The 19,434-nt window shown below is 70.5% G+C and carries 20 protein-coding genes; 10 read left to right on the top strand and 10 right to left on the bottom strand.

All coding sequences use genetic code 11. The annotated features are described in order from the left end of the window. Window positions 1-39: 39 nt before the first annotated feature. Complete coding sequence (gene trhA / locus EER34_RS13895) at window positions 40-783, bottom strand: PAQR family membrane homeostasis protein TrhA (RefSeq protein ID WP_127475795.1); 744 nt, start codon at window positions 781-783, stop codon at window positions 40-42. Window positions 784-895: 112 nt separating this feature from the next. Here trhA and EER34_RS13890 point away from each other — a divergent pair, with 112 nt between their 5' ends. The 4 genes from EER34_RS13890 (at window position 896) to EER34_RS13875 (ending at window position 5,403) form a co-directional block, all read left to right on the top strand. Continuing rightward, window positions 896-1,681: an isoprenyl transferase gene (locus EER34_RS13890; RefSeq protein WP_127475793.1), complete on the top strand. Its 786-nt coding sequence runs from the start codon at window positions 896-898 to the stop codon at window positions 1,679-1,681. Between the two features lie 58 nt (window positions 1,682-1,739). Continuing rightward, a complete protein-coding gene (locus EER34_RS13885) occupies window positions 1,740-2,861 on the top strand; it encodes an aminotransferase class V-fold PLP-dependent enzyme (RefSeq protein WP_127475792.1) in 1,122 nt (373 codons plus the stop codon). A gap of 188 nt (window positions 2,862-3,049) precedes the next feature. Next, the gene (locus EER34_RS13880) at window positions 3,050-4,405 is read left to right on the top strand and encodes a PhoH family protein (protein ID WP_127475791.1); all 1,356 of its coding nucleotides are present in this window, start codon (window positions 3,050-3,052) and stop codon (window positions 4,403-4,405) included. 170 nt (window positions 4,406-4,575) lie between these two features. Then, entirely contained in the window at window positions 4,576-5,403 is an 828-nt protein-coding gene (locus EER34_RS13875) for a hypothetical protein (RefSeq protein WP_127475790.1), read from the top strand. A gap of 77 nt (window positions 5,404-5,480) precedes the next feature. Here the strand turns inward: EER34_RS13875 and EER34_RS13870 are convergent, their stop codons facing one another. The 7 genes from EER34_RS13870 to xseA are packed head-to-tail and all read right to left on the bottom strand — an operon-like array spanning window position 5,481 to window position 11,977. Beyond that, window positions 5,481-6,137 carry a response regulator transcription factor gene (locus EER34_RS13870; RefSeq protein WP_127475789.1) on the bottom strand — a complete coding sequence of 219 codons (657 nt, stop codon included), beginning with the start codon at window positions 6,135-6,137 and terminating at the stop codon, window positions 5,481-5,483. After that, on the bottom strand, window positions 6,134-7,645 hold the full coding sequence (locus EER34_RS17660; RefSeq protein WP_205791639.1) for a sensor histidine kinase: 1,512 nt from the start codon (window positions 7,643-7,645) through the stop codon (window positions 6,134-6,136). The genes EER34_RS13870 and EER34_RS17660 overlap by 4 nt, the downstream gene beginning before the upstream one ends. A gap of 46 nt (window positions 7,646-7,691) precedes the next feature. Continuing rightward, on the bottom strand, window positions 7,692-9,086 hold the full coding sequence (locus EER34_RS13860; RefSeq protein ID WP_127475787.1) for a class II fumarate hydratase: 1,395 nt from the start codon (window positions 9,084-9,086) through the stop codon (window positions 7,692-7,694). 31 nt (window positions 9,087-9,117) lie between these two features. Beyond that, a complete protein-coding gene (locus tag EER34_RS13855; protein WP_127475785.1) occupies window positions 9,118-9,768 on the bottom strand; it encodes a carbonic anhydrase in 651 nt (216 codons plus the stop codon). Further along, complete coding sequence (locus EER34_RS13850; protein WP_127475783.1) at window positions 9,765-10,400, bottom strand: DUF4245 family protein; 636 nt, start codon at window positions 10,398-10,400, stop codon at window positions 9,765-9,767. The genes EER34_RS13855 and EER34_RS13850 overlap by 4 nt, the downstream gene beginning before the upstream one ends. Beyond that, window positions 10,400-10,642 carry an exodeoxyribonuclease VII small subunit gene (locus EER34_RS13845; RefSeq protein ID WP_127475781.1) on the bottom strand — a complete coding sequence of 81 codons (243 nt, stop codon included), beginning with the start codon at window positions 10,640-10,642 and terminating at the stop codon, window positions 10,400-10,402. The genes EER34_RS13850 and EER34_RS13845 overlap by 1 nt, the downstream gene beginning before the upstream one ends. A 9-nt stretch (window positions 10,643-10,651) precedes the next feature. Further along, on the bottom strand, window positions 10,652-11,977 hold the full coding sequence (gene xseA / locus EER34_RS13840; RefSeq protein ID WP_127475779.1) for an exodeoxyribonuclease VII large subunit: 1,326 nt from the start codon (window positions 11,975-11,977) through the stop codon (window positions 10,652-10,654). Window positions 11,978-12,082: 105 nt separating this feature from the next. Here xseA and EER34_RS13835 point away from each other — a divergent pair, with 105 nt between their 5' ends. The 4 genes from EER34_RS13835 (at window position 12,083) to EER34_RS13820 (ending at window position 15,089) form a co-directional block, all read left to right on the top strand. Next, window positions 12,083-13,123 (top strand): 4-hydroxy-3-methylbut-2-enyl diphosphate reductase, encoded by a 1,041-nt coding sequence (locus tag EER34_RS13835; protein ID WP_205791698.1) that lies wholly within the window; start codon window positions 12,083-12,085, stop codon window positions 13,121-13,123. Further along, the gene (locus tag EER34_RS13830) at window positions 13,120-13,710 is read left to right on the top strand and encodes a DUF6264 family protein (RefSeq protein WP_127475775.1); all 591 of its coding nucleotides are present in this window, start codon (window positions 13,120-13,122) and stop codon (window positions 13,708-13,710) included. The genes EER34_RS13835 and EER34_RS13830 overlap by 4 nt, the downstream gene beginning before the upstream one ends. A 126-nt stretch (window positions 13,711-13,836) precedes the next feature. Beyond that, window positions 13,837-14,364: a sigma-70 family RNA polymerase sigma factor gene (locus tag EER34_RS13825; protein WP_127475774.1), complete on the top strand. Its 528-nt coding sequence runs from the start codon at window positions 13,837-13,839 to the stop codon at window positions 14,362-14,364. Further along, a complete protein-coding gene (locus tag EER34_RS13820) occupies window positions 14,361-15,089 on the top strand; it encodes a zf-HC2 domain-containing protein (RefSeq protein ID WP_127475772.1) in 729 nt (242 codons plus the stop codon). The genes EER34_RS13825 and EER34_RS13820 overlap by 4 nt, the downstream gene beginning before the upstream one ends. Window positions 15,090-15,161: 72 nt before the next feature. Here the strand turns inward: EER34_RS13820 and fbaA are convergent, their stop codons facing one another. Beyond that, window positions 15,162-16,193 (bottom strand): class II fructose-bisphosphate aldolase, encoded by a 1,032-nt coding sequence (gene fbaA / locus EER34_RS13815; protein WP_127475770.1) that lies wholly within the window; start codon window positions 16,191-16,193, stop codon window positions 15,162-15,164. Window positions 16,194-16,408: 215 nt separating this feature from the next. On the opposite strand from fbaA, the gene glpX reads away from it, so the two are divergent. Then, window positions 16,409-17,398, top strand: coding sequence for a class II fructose-bisphosphatase (glpX, locus tag EER34_RS13810; protein ID WP_127475768.1), 990 nt, complete (start codon window positions 16,409-16,411; stop codon window positions 17,396-17,398). Window positions 17,399-17,762: 364 nt separating this feature from the next. Further along, the gene (locus EER34_RS13805; RefSeq protein ID WP_127475766.1) at window positions 17,763-17,987 is read left to right on the top strand and encodes a UDP-N-acetylmuramyl pentapeptide phosphotransferase; all 225 of its coding nucleotides are present in this window, start codon (window positions 17,763-17,765) and stop codon (window positions 17,985-17,987) included. Between the two features lie 36 nt (window positions 17,988-18,023). Here EER34_RS13805 and EER34_RS13800 read toward each other — a convergent pair whose 3' ends face one another. Beyond that, window positions 18,024-19,370: a DNA recombination protein RmuC gene (locus EER34_RS13800; RefSeq protein WP_127475764.1), complete on the bottom strand. Its 1,347-nt coding sequence runs from the start codon at window positions 19,368-19,370 to the stop codon at window positions 18,024-18,026. Between the last annotated feature and the right edge of the window lie 64 nt (window positions 19,371-19,434).

Raw genomic sequence — 19,434 nt, 5'->3', positions numbered from 1 at the left:
GCCTTCCGCGGCTGATGCCGCGCAACGGCGTCGATCAGGTCATCCGGGCGAGCCGAGCGAGGGCGTCAGGGGGTCGAGGGCGATCAGCAGGCACGCCGTCCAGTGGCAGAGGAACGCCAGCACGGTGCACACGTGGAAGATCTCGTGGAAGCCGAAGTGTCCGGGCCAGGGGTTCGGGCGCTTCATGGCGTACACCACGGCCCCGCCGGTGTAGAGCAGCCCGCCGACCGCAACGAGGATCATCATCGCGACGTTGGCGCGCAGCAGGTCGGGCAGGTACATCACAGCAGCCCAGCCGAGCGCGAGGTACAGCGCCACGTAGAGCCAGCGCGGCGCGTTGATCCAGAAGACGCGGAACAGGATGCCGACCAGCGCTCCCGACCACACCACGACCAGCAGGATCAGGCCCTGCTGCGGGGGGAGGGCGAGCACGGCGATCGGGGCATAGGTGCCGGCGATCAGCAGCACGATGTTCGCGTGATCGATGCGCTTGAGCACGGCCCTGGTCTTCGGGCTCCAGTTGAAGCGGTGATACAGCGCCGAGTTGCCGAACAGCAGGAGCGAGGTCGCCATGAACACGGCGCACGCCCACTTGGCGGCGGCGCCCTCGGCCACGACGATCAGCACGATGCCCGCGACGATCGCGACGGGGAAGGTCACTGCGTGGATCCAGCCGCGCCAGGTCGGTTTGATCTCGGGGGCGGCGGCGTCGACGGCCGCGGCGTCCAGAAGTGGCAGCACGGGAACCTCGGGGCCCTGGGGAAGTCGGGTGCGGCGGCTCATCTACCCAGAGTAGGGGTCGCGGCATGCCGAGAGTGGAACATACTGAGTATCGCCGCGCTTGAGACTGCGTGCCACGCTAGGGCGGCGGTCGCGAGGAGGGTAGCGTAGGCGTGTGGCGCGCGCAGGGTCGAACGAGGGCAGGGGCCCCCTCTACCGCCTCTACATCAGCCGGCTCCGACGGCGTCTCGAGCCCGGCGCGGTGCCGCGTCACGTCGCGATGATGATCGACGGCAATCGCCGCTGGGCGAAGCAGCTCGGATTCGACTCCGCCGCGCACGGTCATCGCGCCGGTGCGGCGAAGATGCGGGAGTTCCTCGAGTGGTGCGACGACGTCGGCGTGGGCGTCGTGTCGCTGTACCTGCTGTCGACCGACAACCTGCGCAAGCGCGACACGAAGGAGCTCACCGACCTCATCGAGATCATCGCCGAGCTCGCGCACGCGCTGTCGCTCGAACGCGACTGGCGCGTGCAGCACGTCGGGCGCGCCGACTTGCTGCCGCCCGAGCTCGCGCGCGTGCTCGTCGACGCCGAGGCGCGCACCCGGGCCAACACCGGCCTGCACGTCAATCTCGCCGTGGGCTACGGCGGGCGCAGCGAGATCGTCGACGCCGTGCGGAGCATCATCGCGCAGCACGATGAGGAGGGCGGGTCGCTCGAGGAGCTCGCTGCCAGCCTCACGCCGGAGCAGATCGGCGAGCATCTCTACACCGGCGGCCAGCCCGACCCCGACCTCGTCATCCGCACCTCGGGGGAGCAGCGGCTCAGCGACTTCCTGCTGTGGCAGAGCGCCCATTCCGAGTTCTACTTCGTCGAGGCGCTGGGGCCCGACCTGCGCGAGGTGGACTTCCTCCGGGCGATCCGCGACTTCGCCGACCGCGACCGCCGCTACGGGAGCTGAATCCACCGGCATCCGCCGAGGCCCCCGCGCGCGGGCCCCGGCATGCCAGAATGTGTCCGTGACGGATCTGGATTCATTCCTGGCGTCGTTCGATGGGGAACCGGGGTATCTCGACTGGGCTGCGTTCGGACCGCTCTCACCGGCTGTGCGCGCCGAAGCGCAGGCCGACACGGAGCTCCTGGGCTCCGGCCGGCGGACGAGCATCGACCTGGTGAGCGATCACGCCCGCGAGGCGCGTGAGCTGGTCGCGGGTCTCATCGGCACGGATGCCTCGCAGGTCGTTCTGCAGCCCTCGACCACGTACGGGCTCATGCAGGCGATCTACGGACTGGCCGGGGGTCTCCTCGTGGGCCGCGGCGAGTTCCCGAGCCTTACCGTCGCGGCGACGCGCGCCGCCGAGGCGCTGGGCTCGATCGAGCTGCAGTGGCTGGAGCCCGCAGACGGCTTCATCAGCCCCGATGTCGTGCGCGAGGCGCTCACCGACGACACGAGGGCCGTCGCAGTGAGTCTCGTGGACTTCCGCACGGGCTATCGAGCAGATCTGTCCGCGCTTCGCGACGTCATCGGCGACCGGCTGCTCATCGTCGACGCGATCCAGGGCTTCGGCACCGTCGACGTCGACTACGCCGCCGCCGACGTCGTCTGCTCGAACGGGTACAAGTGGCTCCGGGCGGGTCGCGGCACCGGCTTCGCGTGGTTCGGCGAGCGCGCGCTCGAACGGATCGCGCCGGTTCTCTCCGGGTTCGGCGGCGTCGAAGGCGACCTTCCGCTCGACATCGTCCCGCTCCCTGCGGCGTCGGCGCAGGCGTTCACCGTCAGCGGGGTCGACACCCTCGCCGCCGCGCGGCTCGCGACCGCCCTGCAGGAGCTGACGGACATCGGCGTCTCTACGGTCGAGGCGGAGCTCTCCGAGCGCACCCGCGACGTGATGTTCTTCGCCGACCGATACGAGGTGCCCGTCATCACGCCGGGGGAGCCTGAGCGCCGGGGCGGCATCGTCACCCTCGCGCCCGCGCCTCAGGATGCGGCTCCGCTCGCGGCGTCTCTGGCCAATCACGGCCTCACGGTGACGGTGCGCTCCGGCCTGGTCCGGATATCGCCCCACGTCGGCACCGGCGGCGACACCCTGCGGCTCTTCGGCGACGCCCTCGCGGCGTTCTCGTCGGCGCGCGTGTGGTGACGCGCGGCATCCGGAATTAACCCGCCCGTAACCGCGAAACAGCGTGTCGCCGATCCCGGTGTCGCCGGGGAGTCGTACGTTCATCACAACGGGCAAGGCGCCCGTCGAGTCGGCCTCACGGACCCACGACTCGTGACCACCGGTCGACTCGTGACTGCCGGGTTCTCCACCCGGGGCGGGAGTGGGTTGTGACCACACGAGCACCACACAAGCAGCACAGTCAGGACGTCGAGCAGGCGGAGGCCCTGGACCAGGATCTCCGCACGTACGTCCTCGACACCTCGGTGCTGCTGAGCGATCCGCGGGCGTTCTTCCGCTTCGCCGAGCACAACGTCGTGATCCCCGTCGTGGTGATCACCGAGCTCGAGGGCAAGCGGCACGATCCCGAGATCGGCTACTTCGCGCGGCAGGCGCTGCGGCATCTCGACGAGCTTCGCGTCGAGCACGGTCGCCTCGACTTCCCCGTCCCCGTCGGCGAGGGGGGAACCCTTCGCGTGGAGCTCAACAACACCGATGCCGGTGTCCTCCCGTCCGGCATGCGCCTCGGCGACAACGACAGCCGCATCCTCGCCGTCGCGATGCACCTCGCCTCCGACGGCCAGGAGGTGACGGTCGTCTCCAAGGACCTCCCGATGCGCGTCAAGGCGGCGTCGCTCGGCGTCACAGCCGAGGAGTATCTCGCCGAGCAGGCAGTCGACTCCGGGTGGACGGGCATCTCGACCATCGACGTGTCGGGCGACGACATCAGCGACCTCTACGAGAGCGAGGTCGGGTCCGCAGACGACGTGCGCGGACTCCCCGTCAACACCGGCCTCATCATCCACTCCGAGCGGGGCTCGGCCCTGGGCCGTGTCACCGGCGACGGCGCGTACAAGCTCGTGCGCGGCGACCGGGAGGTGTTCGGCCTTCACGGGCGGTCCGCCGAGCAGCGGATCGCGATCGACCTGCTGTGCGACCCCGAGGTGGGCATCGTCTCGCTCGGGGGACGTGCCGGAACCGGCAAGTCGGCTCTCGCGCTCTGCGCCGCCCTCGAGGCGGTGCTCGAACGGCAGCAGCAGCGGAAGATCATCGTGTTCCGTCCGCTCTTCGCCGTGGGCGGCCAGGAGCTCGGATACCTGCCCGGCGACCAGGCCGAGAAGATGAACCCGTGGGGACAGGCGGTCTTCGACACGCTCGGCTCCGTGGTGTCGTCGAACGTCCTGGAGGAGGTCGTCGAGCGGGGACTGCTCGAGGTGCTTCCGCTGACCCACATCCGGGGCCGTTCCCTCCACGACGCCTTCGTGATCGTCGATGAGGCGCAGTCGCTCGAGCGCAACGTTCTCCTCACGGTGCTCAGCCGCATCGGGCAGAACTCCCGGGTCGTTCTCACGCACGACGTCGGGCAGCGCGACAACCTTCGCGTCGGTCGCCACGACGGTGTCGCGTCCGTGATCGAGACGCTCAAGGGACACGGGCTGTTCGGCCACGTCACGCTGGTGCGTTCCGAGCGTTCCGCGATCGCGGCTCTCGTCACCGACCTGCTCGAAGCGGGCGAGCTCGCCTGATCGCACAGAGGGGCCGGGATGCTGCATCCCGGCCCCTCTGCTTGTGTCCGGGATCCGGGAAAAGGGTTTCCAGCATGAGAAGAGTCTCATGCCCCGCCTCGCTCCCACGCTGTCGGGTCTGTCACGATGGATGAGGTGCCATCTGCGCACCCGGAATGGAAGGCGCAAGCGTGGAAGGTCGGACGCGGCTCGCGGTCGGTGGCATGTCCGCCGTCGCTGCCAGCGTGGCCGTGATCTGCGCGGTCGCCCTGACCAACTCCGTGGCCCTCTCCGACGCCGAAGGGACGTCCGTCGAAGCAGACCGTGTGGTCGTGCCGTCTTCGGGCATCGCCGCATCGGGGGGCACCGACGAGACGCCGAGCGCGGTCGAGACCCCGACGCCCGAGATCGACACCGTTACGCCCGAGCCCGAGCCCGGGCCGGACGCCGGAGACGAGGCCGCGAAGGCCGAGGTCGTGCCGGCGCCCGCACCCGAGATCGTGGCGCCGTCGACGGCCGCTCCGCCGGCCGAGCCGCCGGTGGGCCCAGTGGTCACGCCCAGTGACGACGTGGCGATCGCCGAGGCCGAGGCATCGGGCTCGTGGGACTCCGTGCGCGAGCGGGCGGTGCGACTCGGATGGTCCGCGGAGCGCATCGACGCGTGGATCGCGAAGCTCGAGAAGGCCCGCGCATCGGCGTGGGGCCACCGTCGCGACGACGACCGCCGCACGCAAGGGGACGATCGCAACCTGCAGCAGACGGACTCCGAGCGCCCCGTCGACGCCGAGCGTCCGGGCCGTTCGGATTCCGACCGCCGCGCCGACGACTCCGACTCCGGAGGATGGGTCAGCACCCCCGACGTCAGCACGAAGAAGGACCAGGAGCGGTCGAAGAAGACCGACTCCTCGAAGGAACGCCCCGCGAACGCGGGCGCGAACGCCGACAATCGGTCAGAGAAGCCCGGCGTCGGCGCGAAGAAGGACCGATCGCGCGACTCCCCAGAACGACGCGATCGATAGCGGCCGGATCCCCCAGTCCGGCCCTTCCCAGCCCCCGGTGCCCCCCAGCACCGGGGGCTTCTTCGCCGAGTCGGGACTCACTCCCAGCGGTACCCTGCCCCCCGCACGGTGACGATGTGATCGGGACCCAGCTTGCCGCGGAGATACCGCACATAGACGTCGACCACGTTGGAACCCGGGTCGAAGTCGAGACCCCAGACCCTGCTCAGCAGGAGCTCCCGGCTGAGCACGCGGCCGGGGTTGCGCAGGAACTGCTCGGCGAGGGCGAACTCCCGGGCCGACAGGTCGACATCGCGGCCTCCGACCGTCGCGCGGCGGGCGAGGATGTCGAGCATCACGTCGCCGTGGGAAACAGCGACGCCGAGCTGGGGCGTCGTCTCGCGCAGGCGGGAGCGCACACGGGCGAGGAGCTCTTCGAAGGTGAAGGGCTTCGGCACGTAGTCGTTGGCGCCGGAGTCGAGCCCTTCGACCGTGTCGCGCGTGCTGGATCTCGCCGTGAGCATGATCACCGGCACGACCGACCCCCGGGCGCGCATCTCGCGGAGCACCTCGAAGCCGTCCATGGTCGGCAGCCCGACGTCGAGGAGCACGAGGTCGGCGTCGCCGCGCAGCGCCACGGCGAGGGCCTCGGCACCGTCCTCGATGAGGATCGTCTCGTACCCGGCCGCTTCGAGTCCGCGGCTCACGAACGAGGCGATCCGCGGCTCGTCCTCCACGATGAGGATCCTCGTCATGCCGATGCCTCCCGTTGCAGAACGTCGCCCGCTCGCACCGGTGCCGGAAGCTCGGCGGCCGCGGGCGGGAGGTGGATCGTGAAGGTGGCGCCGCCACCGGGTGTGTCGGTCACCGTACAGGTTCCTCCGTGGCCCTTCGTGATCGCATCGACGATCGCGAGCCCGAGACCGGATCCGCCCACCGCGCGCTTGCCGTGGGCGCGGTTGAACCGGCGGAAGATCCGGTGACGAGCCGCGGGCGGGATGCCGGGGCCGTGGTCGCGTACCCACAGATGAGCTCCCTCGGCATCGATGGCGCTTCCGACCTCGATCTGCGAGCCGTCCGGGGTGTACTTCGCCGCGTTGTCGGCCAGCTGGAGCCACGCCTGGAGCAGGCGGTCCTGATCGCCGCGTACGACTCCGGTGGCGTGGGCGTCCACAATCCAGTCGTGGTGGGGGATGACCGCGACGAGCTCGCCGACGCGCGCGGTGAGTGCGTTGACGTCGACGTCGCCCATCACATACGAATCGCCCTCCGCGGCCGCCAGCAGGTCGATGTCTTCGACGAGGCGTGCGAGGCGGTCGAGTTCGGCGATTCCGATCTCACGGGCGGATGCCGCATCCCCGGCGTCGCCGGGATCCATGAGCTCCAGGTGGCCGCGGACGATCGTGATCGGCGTCTTGAGCTCGTGCCGCACGTCGTCGAGGAGCTGACGCTGGACGTCGACGGAGCCCTCCAGCCTGTCGAGCATCGAGTTCACCGTCCGCGACAGGTCGGAGATGTCGTCGTTGCCCTGTGCCGAGAGACGGGGCGACAGGTCGGTGATCGAGATCGAGTCGGCGGTCTCGCGCATGTGGCGGATGGGGGACAGGAGGCGCCCTGTCACGAACCAGCCGACCACGCCGATCGCGGCGAGCACGACGAGCGCGGCGATGACATACGTCGCCATGGCCGCCGTCACGGGCTCGAGCTCGGCCCCGAGATCGATGGCGCGAACGTACACGCCGGACTGCTCGTCCCCTTCCATGGCGATCGGGATCGCTATGTACCGGAGGGAACGGTCTTCGGTGACCGCCGTGCCCTGCTTGGTCGCCCCATCGGCCGTCTCGGCGACGACACGGTCGATGAGGGCGACCTCGTCGGAGATGTCGAAGCCCGACAGGGTGACGGGCTTGTAGTGCGCGGCGCCGTCGATGATGGCGACGGCGGCTTCGTTCCGCGCCGGCACCAGCCTCGCGGTCGCCACATACAGGTACTCCTCGACGGATTCGTAATCCGCCATATCGAGGCGCTCGCTCGCCGTCTCGGCTCCGGAATCCGTCGAGGCGGCGTCGTCGGACGGGTCGGCGACGTCCTGCAGGATCTGCACCTGTGCCTTCAGGCGCTGGTCGACTTCGAGCAGCACGCGCTCCCGCTGCACCAGGAAGGTGACACTCCCGACGACGGCGAGGCCGACGCACGCCACAGCGAGGATCGCAGCGAGGATCCTCACTCGGGCCGGGATCGGCCGCGGTGTCGGGCGGGTCACCACCCGATTATCGCGCGCAGCGGGCTCCAGCGGCACAGGGCGGCGATCAGCCCGGGCGCGTCATCGAGAGGAGGTCGAGCTTCTCGTCGAGCTGCTCGAGCGTCAGCTCGCCGCGTTCGACATACCCGAGTTCGATGACCGCCTCGCGCACGGTGACACCCTTGGCGACCGAGTGCTTGGCGATCTTCGCCGCCGCCTCGTAGCCGATGAGCTTGTTGAGGGGGGTGACGATCGACGGTGACATGCCGGCGTAGGCGGCGGCGCGCTCGACGTTCGCCTCGAGCCCGTCGATGGTCTTGTCGGCCAGCAGTCGCGCCGCGTTCGCGAGGAGGCTGATCGACTCCAGCACCGCGGTGCCCATCACGGGGATGGCGACGTTGAGCTCGAACGAGCCCGACGCGCCCGCCCATGCCACCGTCGCGTCGTTGCCGATGACGCGCGCGCACACCATGAGCGTCGCCTCTGGAACGACCGGGTTGACCTTGCCGGGCATGATCGACGAACCCGGCTGCAGGTCGGGGATGTGAAGCTCGCCGAGGCCGGTGTTGGGTCCTGAGCCCATCCAGCGGATGTCGTTGTTGATCTTGGTCAGCGACACCGCGATGGTGCGGAGGGCGCCGGATGCCTCGACCAGTCCGTCGCGGTTCGCCTGAGCCTCGAAATGGTCCCTCGCCTCGGTGATCGGCAGCTCGGTGTCGGCGACGATCAGCTCGATGACCCTCTGCGGAAAGCCGAGCGGGGTGTTGATGCCCGTTCCGACGGCGGTGCCGCCGAGCGGGACCTCGGCCACGCGGGAGAGCACCGACTGCACGCGTTCGATGCCGAGGCGCATCTGGCGGGCGTAGCCGCCGAACTCCTGACCGAGCGTGACGGGGGTGGCGTCCATGAGGTGCGTGCGACCCGACTTCACGACGCTGGCCCATGCCTCGGCCTTGGACTCGAGCGCGACGGCGAGGTGGTCGAGCGCGGGGATGAGGTCGTCGATGAGCTCCTGGGTGACCGCGATGTGGACCGAAGTGGGGAAGACGTCGTTCGACGACTGCGACGCGTTCACGTGGTCGTTCGGGTGCACGGTCGCGCCGAGGTCGTGCGTCGCGAGGGTCGCCAGAACCTCGTTCATGTTCATGTTCGACGACGTGCCGCTGCCGGTCTGGTAGACGTCGATCGGGAACTGGTCGGCGAACTCGCCCGCGATGATGCGGTCGGCGGCGCGAGCGATCGCGTCGGCGATCGAGCCGTCCAGCGTGCCGAGCTCCTTGTTCGCCAGCGCCGCCGCCTTCTTGATCCGGGCGAGCGCCACGATCTGCGCGGGCTCGAGCGGGTCGCCCGAGATGGGGAAGTTCTCCACGGCACGCTGCGTCTGCGCGGCGTACAGCGCGTCCTTCGGGACGCGCACCTCTCCCATCGTGTCGTGCTCGATGCGGTATTCGATGTCGGTCACTTCGTCGTTCCTCCGTTGGTGCGAGTGAGTGTCAGGAGCCGTCGGCGTCCCCGACGATGACGTCGGGGACAGCGGTGCCTTCGGCGAGTCGGTAGTTGGCGCCCACGATCGCGAGGCGGCCCTCGGCCACCGCGTCGCTGATGAGCTCCGACGAGTGCAGGAGTTCGCCGACCGTGTCGCGCAGGTGCTCGCGCCCGACGTGCTCGTGGTCGATGGTGACGGGCGGAACCCCGTCGACCGTGCCCTGGCGGAGCACGCGGCGAACGGCCGGCACGATCGGGGCGATCTGCCGCCAGATGTGCGGGGGGAGTGCCGGGGCATCCACCCGCGTGCTCTCGATCGCGGCGTTCACCGCGCCGCACTCATCATGGCCGAGCACGACGATGAGGGGCACCTCGAGGACCGCGACGGCGTACTCGAGGCTGCCGATCACGGAGTCGGAGATGACCTGTCCGGCATTGCGGACGACGAAGAGGTCGCCGAGGCCCTTGTCGAAGATGATCTCGGCGGCGAGCCGGGAGTCGGAGCAGCCGAAGAGCGCGGCGCGCGGACGCTGACCGGCCGCCAGGTCGTGGCGGCGCTCGACGTCCTGGCGCGGATGGCGCGGCTCACCCGCGACGAATCGCGCGTTGCCGCGCTGCATCTCGTTCCATACCTTGCGGGGCGAGGGGTGCTCGCTCATTCCGCCTCCTCGCGCAGTCGCAGGACCTCGGGCGCCACGACGGCGGCGGCCTTCTCGATGGTCTCGTCGTCGGCCTTGCCGTAGACCATGACGGTGTCGGGACCCGCCTGCGTGGCGAGCGCCACGGAGACGTTGCCGGCGCGCGACGGATCGTCGATCTCATATCGGTCCCAGGTCACGCCGTCGATGGTGACGGTTCCGTCGACGCTCGCGCCCGAGAGCACGCGGGTCGGCCAGGCGGCATCGGCGTCGAAGCCCTGCGCGACGCGGAGGAACCAGGTGTCGTCGGCATAGACGATCGTCCACGCGCGCGGACCGTCGCCCTCGATCGCGGCGACGTTGACCTGCCAGCCGTCGGGCGCGTCGGGGGCCACGATCGCCCGGTCTTCGGCCGCCGAGACTCCTTCGGCGACCGCTGCGACGTCGATGGGCTCACGTTCGGGCGGCGCACCGCGGGGGACGGCCAGGATGACGACGATCACGACGGCGATCGTGACGATCAGTGCGGCGACGAGGTTGCGCGTGTTCTGACTCTCGCGGTGCACACGTGAGGACTCGGCCTTGCGCGCGGCGGTCTCATCCGGCGTCTCGGGGCGTCCGAGCTCGGCGACGATGCGAGGCGGCTTCGCCATCACGCGCCCTCCGCCCCCGACGTCTCCGCGGAGGAGCGCGCGGCGTCGAGCCGGCGCTTGGCCCCCAGGAGCCATTCGTCGCACCGCGCGGCGAGGGCCTCGCCGCGCTCCCACAGTGCCAGCGAGTGCTCGAGCGTCGGCGCCCCCTGCTCGAGCTCGGCGACCACACGCACCAGCTCGTCGCGAGCCTGCTCGAACGACAGGGTGGCGACGTCGGACGCGGCTCCGCTCGACTCGGTCATGCTTCCATCCTAGTTCGGCGCCGGGACGTCGCCTGCGGGGGCGGCGGGGCCGGGGGACGCCCCGGACTCGGCGATCTCGCCCTCGGATCGCGCGGCGAACGACCCCCGTCCGACGGTCACCACGACCGGCGTCGCGGGTGGCGCCTGAGCGGCGTCGCGCACGATCGCCCCGTCGGCGAGATGGGCGATCGCGTAGCCGCGCGCGAGGGTGGACGCGGGGGACAGGGCGCGAAGCGTCGCCCGCAGCTCCGACGTGCGGCGGGCCTGCGATTCGAGCACCCGATCGACCCGGTCGCGGCCGCGCGCGGCGAGCAGCTCGAGCTCCTGAGCACGAGACCCGATGATCGATTCGGGTGTGCGCAGCGCCGGACGCGAGCGCAGCTGCTCGAGCTGCTGGATGTCGTGGCCCACGCGCTGCGTCAGGCGCGAGGTCAGCCGCGCACGCAGCTGGGCCACGAGCGCGCGCTGCTCCGCGACATCCGGAACCACGCGCTTGGCCGCGTCGGTCGGGGTCGAGGCTCGGAGGTCGGCGACGTCGTCGAGGAGGGGCCGGTCGTTCTCGTGGCCGATGGCGCTGACGACGGGAGTGGATGCCGCGGCCACCGCCCGTACCAGCCGCTCGTCGCTGAAGCCGAGCAGGGTCTGCGGGTCGCCGCCGCCCCGCGCGATGATGATGACGTCCACGTCGGGGGCGGCGTCGAGGGCCTTGAGCGCCGCGATCGTCTCGGGAACGCACCGGTCGCCCTGCACGGCGGCGTACTTGGTGCGGAACCGCACTTGTGGCCAGCGCAGCTCGGCGTTGCGGTGCACGTCCTTCTCGGCATCCGAGTTCTCACCGGTGATGAGGCCGATGGTCTGGGGGAGGAACGGGAGGCGCTTCTTTCGGGCGGGGTCGAAGAGGCCCTCGGCGCGCAGCTGCGCGCGCAGGCGCTCGAGGCGCTCGAGCTGGTCGCCGAGCCCGACGTGGCGCATCGACGACACTCCGAAGCTGAAGTCGCCGGACTTCGCGAAGAAGTCGGCTTTGACGCACGCGACCACGTGGTCGCCGACCTTGAGGTCGCCGGGGAGGCGGTCTCGCGTGGACGACCAGATCCGGAACGAGATCGTCGCATCCGCGCCGTTGTCCTTGAGGCGTCCGAAGACGTTTCCGCCGCGCAGGTTCCACGAGGTGATCTCGCCTTCCACCCAGACCGATCCCCAGGTCTGGATGAAGCCGCGGATCGTCTCGTTGAGGCGTGAGACGGAGGTCGGCGCCTCGGGGGTGGAGTCCTTCGGACGCACCGAGTCGGCCGGCGGTGACTCACCGGCGACGGGCTCGGGTTGGAAGGTCGTCATGCGTTCCTCTCGTGCCCGGATGGGGTCGCTCCTCGGCCCGCGCACAGGGGCCGCCCGTAGAATCGAGGAGTGAGCACCAGCACCGTGGGCAGAAGCCCTGTGAGCATGCCCGTTCCCCGAGTCCCGCGGCGGCGCGAACGCCTCCAGGATATCCCGGTGCGCGGACAGAAGCGGGTGCTGCTGGCGTCACCGCGCGGCTACTGCGCGGGCGTCGACCGCGCCGTCATCGCCGTCGAGAAGGCGCTCGAGCGCTTCGGCGCGCCCGTGTACGTGCGCAAGCAGATCGTGCACAACATCCACGTCGTCACCGAGCTCGAGAGCAAGGGGGCGATCTTCGTCGAAGAGGTCGACGAGGTTCCCGAAGGCGCCCATGTCGTGTTCAGCGCGCACGGCGTGTCGCCCGCGGTCGTGAATGCGGCATCCGATCGTGGACTGCAGGCGATCGACGCGACCTGCCCGCTGGTCACGAAGGTGCACCGCGAGGCCGTGCGCTTCGCCCGCGACGACTTCGAGATCCTCCTGATCGGCCACGAGGGCCACGAGGAGGTCGAGGGCACCGCCGGCGAGGCTCCCGACCATGTCACGATCGTCAACTCGCCCGACGAGGCGGACCGCATCGAAGTGCGCGACCCGTCGAAGGTGGTGTGGCTGTCGCAGACCACCCTCTCGGTCGACGAGACGATGGAGACCGTGCGCCGCCTCCGCGTGCGATTCCCCGAGCTGCAGGACCCGCCGTCGGACGACATCTGCTACGCCACGCAGAACCGCCAGGTGGCGATCAAGAAGGTCGCCAAGGACGCCGATCTGGTGATCGTGGTCGGGTCGGCGAACTCGTCCAACAGCGTCCGCCTCGTCGAGGTCGCGCTCGAGTACGGCGCCAAGGCGGCCTACCGGGTCGATTACGCCGACGAGGTCGAGCAGGCCTGGCTCGAGGGCGTCGAGACCGTCGGGGTCACGAGCGGCGCCTCGGTGCCCGACGTGCTGGTGCAGCAGGTGCTCGAAGACCTCGCCGGTGCGGGCTATCGCGACGTCGAAGAGGTGCGCACCGCGGAGGAGGACCTGCAGTTCTCGCTGCCCAAGGAGCTCCGCACGGATGCCGCGGGCAAGCGCGACGACCGCGCCCTCGGTGGCCGGAGCCGCGCATGACCGGGGCCGGCAGCGCCGCCGCGTCGCAGGATCCTCGTCCTCGTCCTCAGTACGGGGAGTACGCGTCCCCCGAGGAGCAGCGCGCCCACATCCGCGAGCCCGCGGCGACGTGGGCGTACGAGCCGAACGCGGCGACCCAGGCGACCGCTGCGCCGACCGCTCCCGCGGTCGCGCCGGCGCCGTCGGCCGGTGCCGCCGCGGAGCCACGGACCCGCCCGCGCGCGGTCGACCGCATCGTGACCTTCGCACTGCTCGCCTATGGCCTGATCAACGTCGTCTCCGCCTTTCCCGCCCTCGTGGACTTCGTCGCGTACGCGGACACGATGTTCGACCTGCTCGGCGTCGATGCGACGCTGACCGATCCGGCCGCCGGCAAGCCGTGGGGGATCGCCGCCGCACTCGTGCTCGCCTTCGGCTGGGTCCTCACGGCGGGGCTGTCGTGGCTCAGCATGCGACGCGGACGTCTGTCGTGGTGGATCCCGCTCGTCGGGGGAGTCGTCTTCACCCTCGCCTCCGGGATGCTCGTCCTCGTGCCGATCATGAACGATCCCGCCGTGTGGGACGCCCTGGTGAGCAGCGTCCGCTGACCCTCGCTCTCGACCTCGATCGCGCCGCCGCTCCGAGGGGTCCATACTCGGGGAGCGAGAGGCGCGCGCGTCGGGACCGGTGAACCCGGCGGCGGCGTGTCTCGTGTCTTCCTCGGGAGGTGACGGATGCCGCGCGAGACCGCTGAAGACGCGAACGGCGATGCCACGCGCCTGGCCGCGCTTTACGACGCCCATGCGCGGCCGGTGTGGCGCTATGTCGTGCACCTCACCGGCGACCGTGCGGGCGCGGACGACGTCGTCCAGGAGACGCTGCTTCGCGCGTGGCGCACCCCGCGGATCCTCGAGCAGGATCCGACGACGACCCGCTCGTGGATGTTCACGGTCGCCCGTCATCTCGTCATCGACGACGTGCGCAGCGCTCGCCGGCGGCGCGAGATCGCCGTCGCAGACGTCCCCGAATCCGAGACGCCGGACGCCACCGAGGCGCTGTTCGAGGCGATCCTCATCGAGGAGGCGCTGGCCGCGCTGTCGGCCGATCACCGGGCCGTGGTCATCCGGGCATACTTCGGCGGGCTGACCGTGGCGGAGATGGCTTTCGACCTGGAGATCCCCGAAGGCACGGTCAAGTCCCGCCTGCACTACGGCCTCCGCGCGCTGCGTCTCGCGCTTCAGGAGAAGGGAGTGACGCGATGAACGCCGATCACACCCGCTTCGCGGACTGGGATGCCGCGTACGTCCTCGGTGCGCTGAGCGCCGCCGACCGGCGCGCGTTCGAGGAGCATCTCGAGGGCTGCGACGCCTGCCGGGCGTCTATCGCCGCGACCGCGCCGACGATCGGGCTGCTCTCGCGCGTCGCCCCCGACCGGGCGCAGTCGATGCTCGCGCCCCCCGTGCCCGACGACGGGCCGGACGCCGCGGCCCGTTCCCGTGTCGTCGAGCTGGGCGCCAGGGATGCGCGTCGGAGACGGCGTGCCCGGTGGGCGGGGGGTCTGACGGCGGCCGCCGCCGCCGTGGTCGCGATCGTGATCGCCGTGACCGTCATCGTCGCGCCGGGCCCCCGAGGCGTGCAGGTCGTCGCGCTCGAACCGCTCGTCGACATCCCGCTGACGGCGACGGTCGAGCTGAGCGACGCCGCGTGGGGCACACGGATAGAGATGACGTGCCGCTACACCGAGGCGACGGGCGACGACGCGCCCTCCGAGGGCCGGCCCTACTCCCTCGTGGTGACAGCCGTCGACGGCACCACGAGCGAGGTGTCGAGCTGGCGGGCGGTGCCGGGCTCGACCGCGCGCCTCAGCGCCGCCACAGCACTCGACGCCGACGAGATCGCCGCAATCGAGATCAGATCGCTCGCCTCCGGACGGGTGCTCATGCGCACTGAGCTCGACCGACCGCAGAGCTCTGTGGGCGCCGGCTGACGCCGCCCGGAACGACGGATGCCCCGGCGGCCGCTCGCGGGGGCGGTGCCGGGGCATCCGATGGTTCGGGGCTTACGCGCCGAGGCTCTTGCCGTGCGAACCGAGCTGGCGCGTCGCCTCGGCGACGCGAGCTGCCATCGCCGACTCGGCGATCTTGCCCCAGGCGCGCGGGTCGTAGGCCTTCTTGTTGCCCACCTCGCCATCCACCTTGAGCACGCCGTCGTAGTTCGTGAACATGAAGCCGGCGACCGAGCGCGTGAACGCATACTGCGTGTCTGTGTCGATGTTCATCTTCACCACGCCGTTGGCGACAGCCGTCGCGATCTCCTCATCGGTCGAGCCGCTGCCGCCGTGGAAGACGAGGTCGAGGGGCTTCGGGCCGGTGCCGAACTGCGCGGCGATCCCCTCCTGGATCTCGCCGAGGAGCTCGGGGCGCAGCTTGACGTTGCCGGGCTTGTAGACGCCGTGCACGTTGCCGAACGTGAGCGCGGCGATCCAGCGGCCCTGGTCGCCCAGGCCGAGCGCTTCGACGACCTGCGAGACATCGGCGGTCGTCGTGTAGAGCGCGTCGTTCGAGCCCTCGTGCTGGACGCCGTCCTCCTCGCCGCCGACCACGCCGATCTCGACCTCGAGGATCGCGTTGATGGCCTTGATGCGGGGGAGCAGCTCCTTGGCGATGTCGATGTTCTCACCGAGCGGCACGGCGGAGCCGTCCCACATGTGCGACTGGAAGATCGGGTTGCCGCCGTCGGCCACGACCGCCTCGGAGGCCTTGATGAGCGGCAGCACGAAGTCCTCGAGCGCCGGCTTCGGGCAGTGGTCGGTGTGGAGTGCGACGGTGATCGGGTAGCTCTTGGCGACCTCGTGGACGTAGGCGGCGAACGCCAGCGCGCCGGTCGCGCGGGCCTTCACGGTGTGGCCGGCGAAGTAGTCGGCGCCGCCGGTCGTGACCTGGAGGATGCCGTCCGAACCGGCCTCGGTGAGCCCCTGGAGGACGGCGTTGACCGACTGCGAGCTGGCGGCGTTGATCGCGGGGTACGCGAAGCCGCCGGCCTTCGCGCGGTCCAGCATCTCGGCGTACTGCTCTGGGGTGGCGACGGGCATGAGTGCTCCCTATTTCTCTGGTTGGCACAGGGGTGTGGTCGGGAAGAGGTTCACGGACGACTCTATCGAAGGGGCGGTGACAGGGCAGGATGCCGGTGTCCGCCTCCGGGGTGGACGAGTCCGGTTCTGGTCGAGCGTGAAAGATTCACGATTCCTTCGCCGTGGAGCGGCGGAAACTCTGCGGTAAGCGCGTCCGCGCTGGCTAGGGTGGGGCCATGGTGAGTCTTACCGCGGACATGAGTCCGCTGCATCCCGACCGAAACCTCGCACTCGAGCTCGTCCGCGCCACGGAGGCCGCAGCGATCCGCGCTGTGCCGTTCATCGGCCGCGGGGCGAAGGAGGATGCGGACGGTGCGGCGGTCGACGCGATGCGCGCGTTCTTCACCACCGTCAACTTCGACGGCACGATCGTGATCGGCGAGGGCGAGAAGGACGAGGCGCCCATGCTCTACAACGGCGAGAAGGTCGGGAACGGACGCGGCCCTCGGGCCGACGTCGCCGTCGACCCGATCGACGGAACCTCGCTCACGGCGGCCGGCCGCAACAACGCGCTGTCCGTCATCGCGGTCTCCGACCACGGGACGATGCTCGACGCGTCGAGCGTGTTCTACATGGACAAGCTCGTCACCGGTCCTGCGGGCGTCGGCGTGGTCGACATCCGTCTCCCGATCGGCGAGAACATCCGGCTTCTGGCGAAGGCCCTCGGCAAGCCCGTCGACGAGATCGTCGTCTCGGTGCTGCACCGCCCGCGTCACGATCAGCTCATCGAGGAGATCCGCGCGGCCGGCGCAGGGACACGCCTCATGAGCGACGGCGATGTCGCCGGCGGGATCAACGCGGCCCGTCACAACGCCCGGACCGACATGTGTGTGGGCATCGGCGGCAGCCCGGAGGGAATCGTGACGGCGTGCGCGATCAAGGCGCTGGGTGGCCACATCCAGGGCCGCCTGTGGGCGCGCGACGACGACGAGAAGCAGAAGGGGATCGACGCGGGGCTCAAGCTCGACGACCACGTCTACGAGGCCGACGACCTCGTCAAGGGCAGCAACACGATCTTCGTGGCGACCGGTGTGACTGACGGCCAGCTGGTCGCCGGCGTGCGCCGCGAGGGCGGGTACGTCTACACCGAGAGCGTGGTGCTGCGCGGCGCCTCGGGCACCCTCCGCCGCATCACCTCGGAGCACCTCGTCTCCAAGTGGCTCTGACGCGCCGGATCGGCGTGCGGCGCCTCCCGGAGGCAGGTTCGACCGCGCCGAATGGTGGTGCGTGGCGGTTCCGCGTCGCGATGTGGCGCGGTTGAGTCGAGGCTGCGTCACGGAAGGCAGGTTCGACCGCGCGGAATGGTCGCTCGCGGGGGCGGTGAGTCGTGCTGTGGCGCGGTGGAACCGAGGCTCGGCGTCGAGGTGGGGCGGGTCGAGTCGAGCAGGGGACAGATCGCGCGGGGGTCAGTGTGGCAGCAGTGACGAATGGGGCTGTTGTGACTGTTTCGTGACTCGTTCGTAGCCGGACTCTGGCAGAATCGGATCCGGGTCGACGGCGACTCGTGTTTCCGATGCGAGGGAGTTTTCGATGTCCGGACAGGTGGGCGGCTCGTCGCCGCAGACCGGCGCGCACGCCGTCGTCGCGAACGCGGTCGTGGCCAACACCGTCGATCCGGCACGTCGGCCCGACGTGCTTCTGCGGGTCCGCCGCGACGAGGGACACGAGATCAGCGCCTGGTGGATGATCGGCGCCTTCGTGATCGTCTCGGCGGCCGTGATCGCACTCCTCAGCTTCGTGCCCGGCGGCGCCTGAGCGCGCAGCGCTCATACGCGATCGTCGCTGCGGCCGTCAGTCGACCGCGGGGGTGATCCTCTCGCGCAGTTCGCCCAGGTCTGCCGTCGCCGTCTGCTCGTCGATGAGCGGCACTTCGGAGAAGCGCGACACGGGCGGCGCCTCGGCGTCGCGTTCGAGCGTCTCGTCGAGGAACTCCGGCGCGGTGAGGCGGCGCGGGGTCTTCTCGATCGTGGCCGGTTCGTTCACGGCGTCGAGCTTCGTCGCGTCGATGCCGGGGAAGCGGCGGGCGCTCACGAGCACGCGCGACTCGAGCGAGCCGGCGAACCGGTTGTAGCTGTCGACCGTGCGCTCGATCGCACGGCGGAGGTCGTCGGCGTGGCCCGCGAGGGAGCCGAGCCGCTCGTAGAGCTGGTTGCCGAGCTCGAACAGCGTGCGCGCCTCGGCCGAGACGTCCTGCTGCGTCCAGGTGTAGGCCACCGTCTTGAGCACCGCCCACAGGTTGACCGGCGAGGCCAGCGCCACGCGCTTGCCGAACGAATAGTCGAGCAGCGACGGGTCTTCCTCGAGGGCCGCGGCCAGCAGCGACTCGCTGGGCACGAAACAGACCACGAACTCGGGGCTCGACGGCAGGCCCGACCAGTAGGCCTTCTTCGCGAGAGCGTCGACGTGGGCGCGCACCGCGCGGACGTGCTTGTCGAGCAGGGCGCGCCGCCGCGCCGCCTCGGCACCCTGGGCGGTCAGCGGGATCGCGCTCGCCTCGAGGTATGCGTCGAGGGGCACCTTTGCGTCGACGGCGATCGCCTTGTCGCCGGGAAGGCGGATCACCATGTCGGGGCGGCCGGCTCCGGCATCCGACGTGATCGACGCCTGAAGATCGAAGTCGACGTAGCGCGTGAGGCCTGCGGCCTCGACGACGCGACGCAGCTGCGTCTCGCCCCACACGCCGCGGGTGCTGCCGGAGCGCAACGCGCTCGCGAGCGACTCGGTCGTCGCACGCAGGGCCTCGTCGGACTCGTGCGCTCGTCGCAGCTGCTCGGCGAGCGTGCCGAACTGGGTGTGGCGGTCGCGCTCCAGCTCGCCGACCTTGGACTGCATCGCGACCAGCGTCTCGTGCACCGGTGCGAGCGCGCGCAGCACCGACTGCTCGCGCCGCTCGCGCTCCTCACGGGATGCCTGGTCGTGCCGGGCCTGCGCCGCCAGCTCGCGGTAGAGCACCTGCTGATGCTCGAGCTGCGCCTGCACTCCCTGCCTCGTCGCCTCGGCGCCGGCGAGACGGGCGTGGAGCTCGGACTGCTCTCGGGCCGCTCGCGCCGCCCCGCGGGCGAGCCCGGCCGTCCAGCCCGCGAGCGCGCCGAGCGCCAGCGTCGCCACGGCGATCATCGAGACGAGGAGTGCGTCCATGCGTTCAGGATGGGGGAGGCCTCCGACATCCCGAGCGCGGCGTGCCGCGGCATCCGGTCTTCGC

Source organism: Microbacterium sulfonylureivorans, from assembly GCF_003999995.1.
Classification (GTDB): Bacteria; Actinomycetota; Actinomycetes; order Actinomycetales; family Microbacteriaceae; genus Microbacterium; species Microbacterium sulfonylureivorans.
Note: the sequence above shows the minus strand (reverse complement) of the source record. Positions and strands in the feature narration are given on the sequence as shown.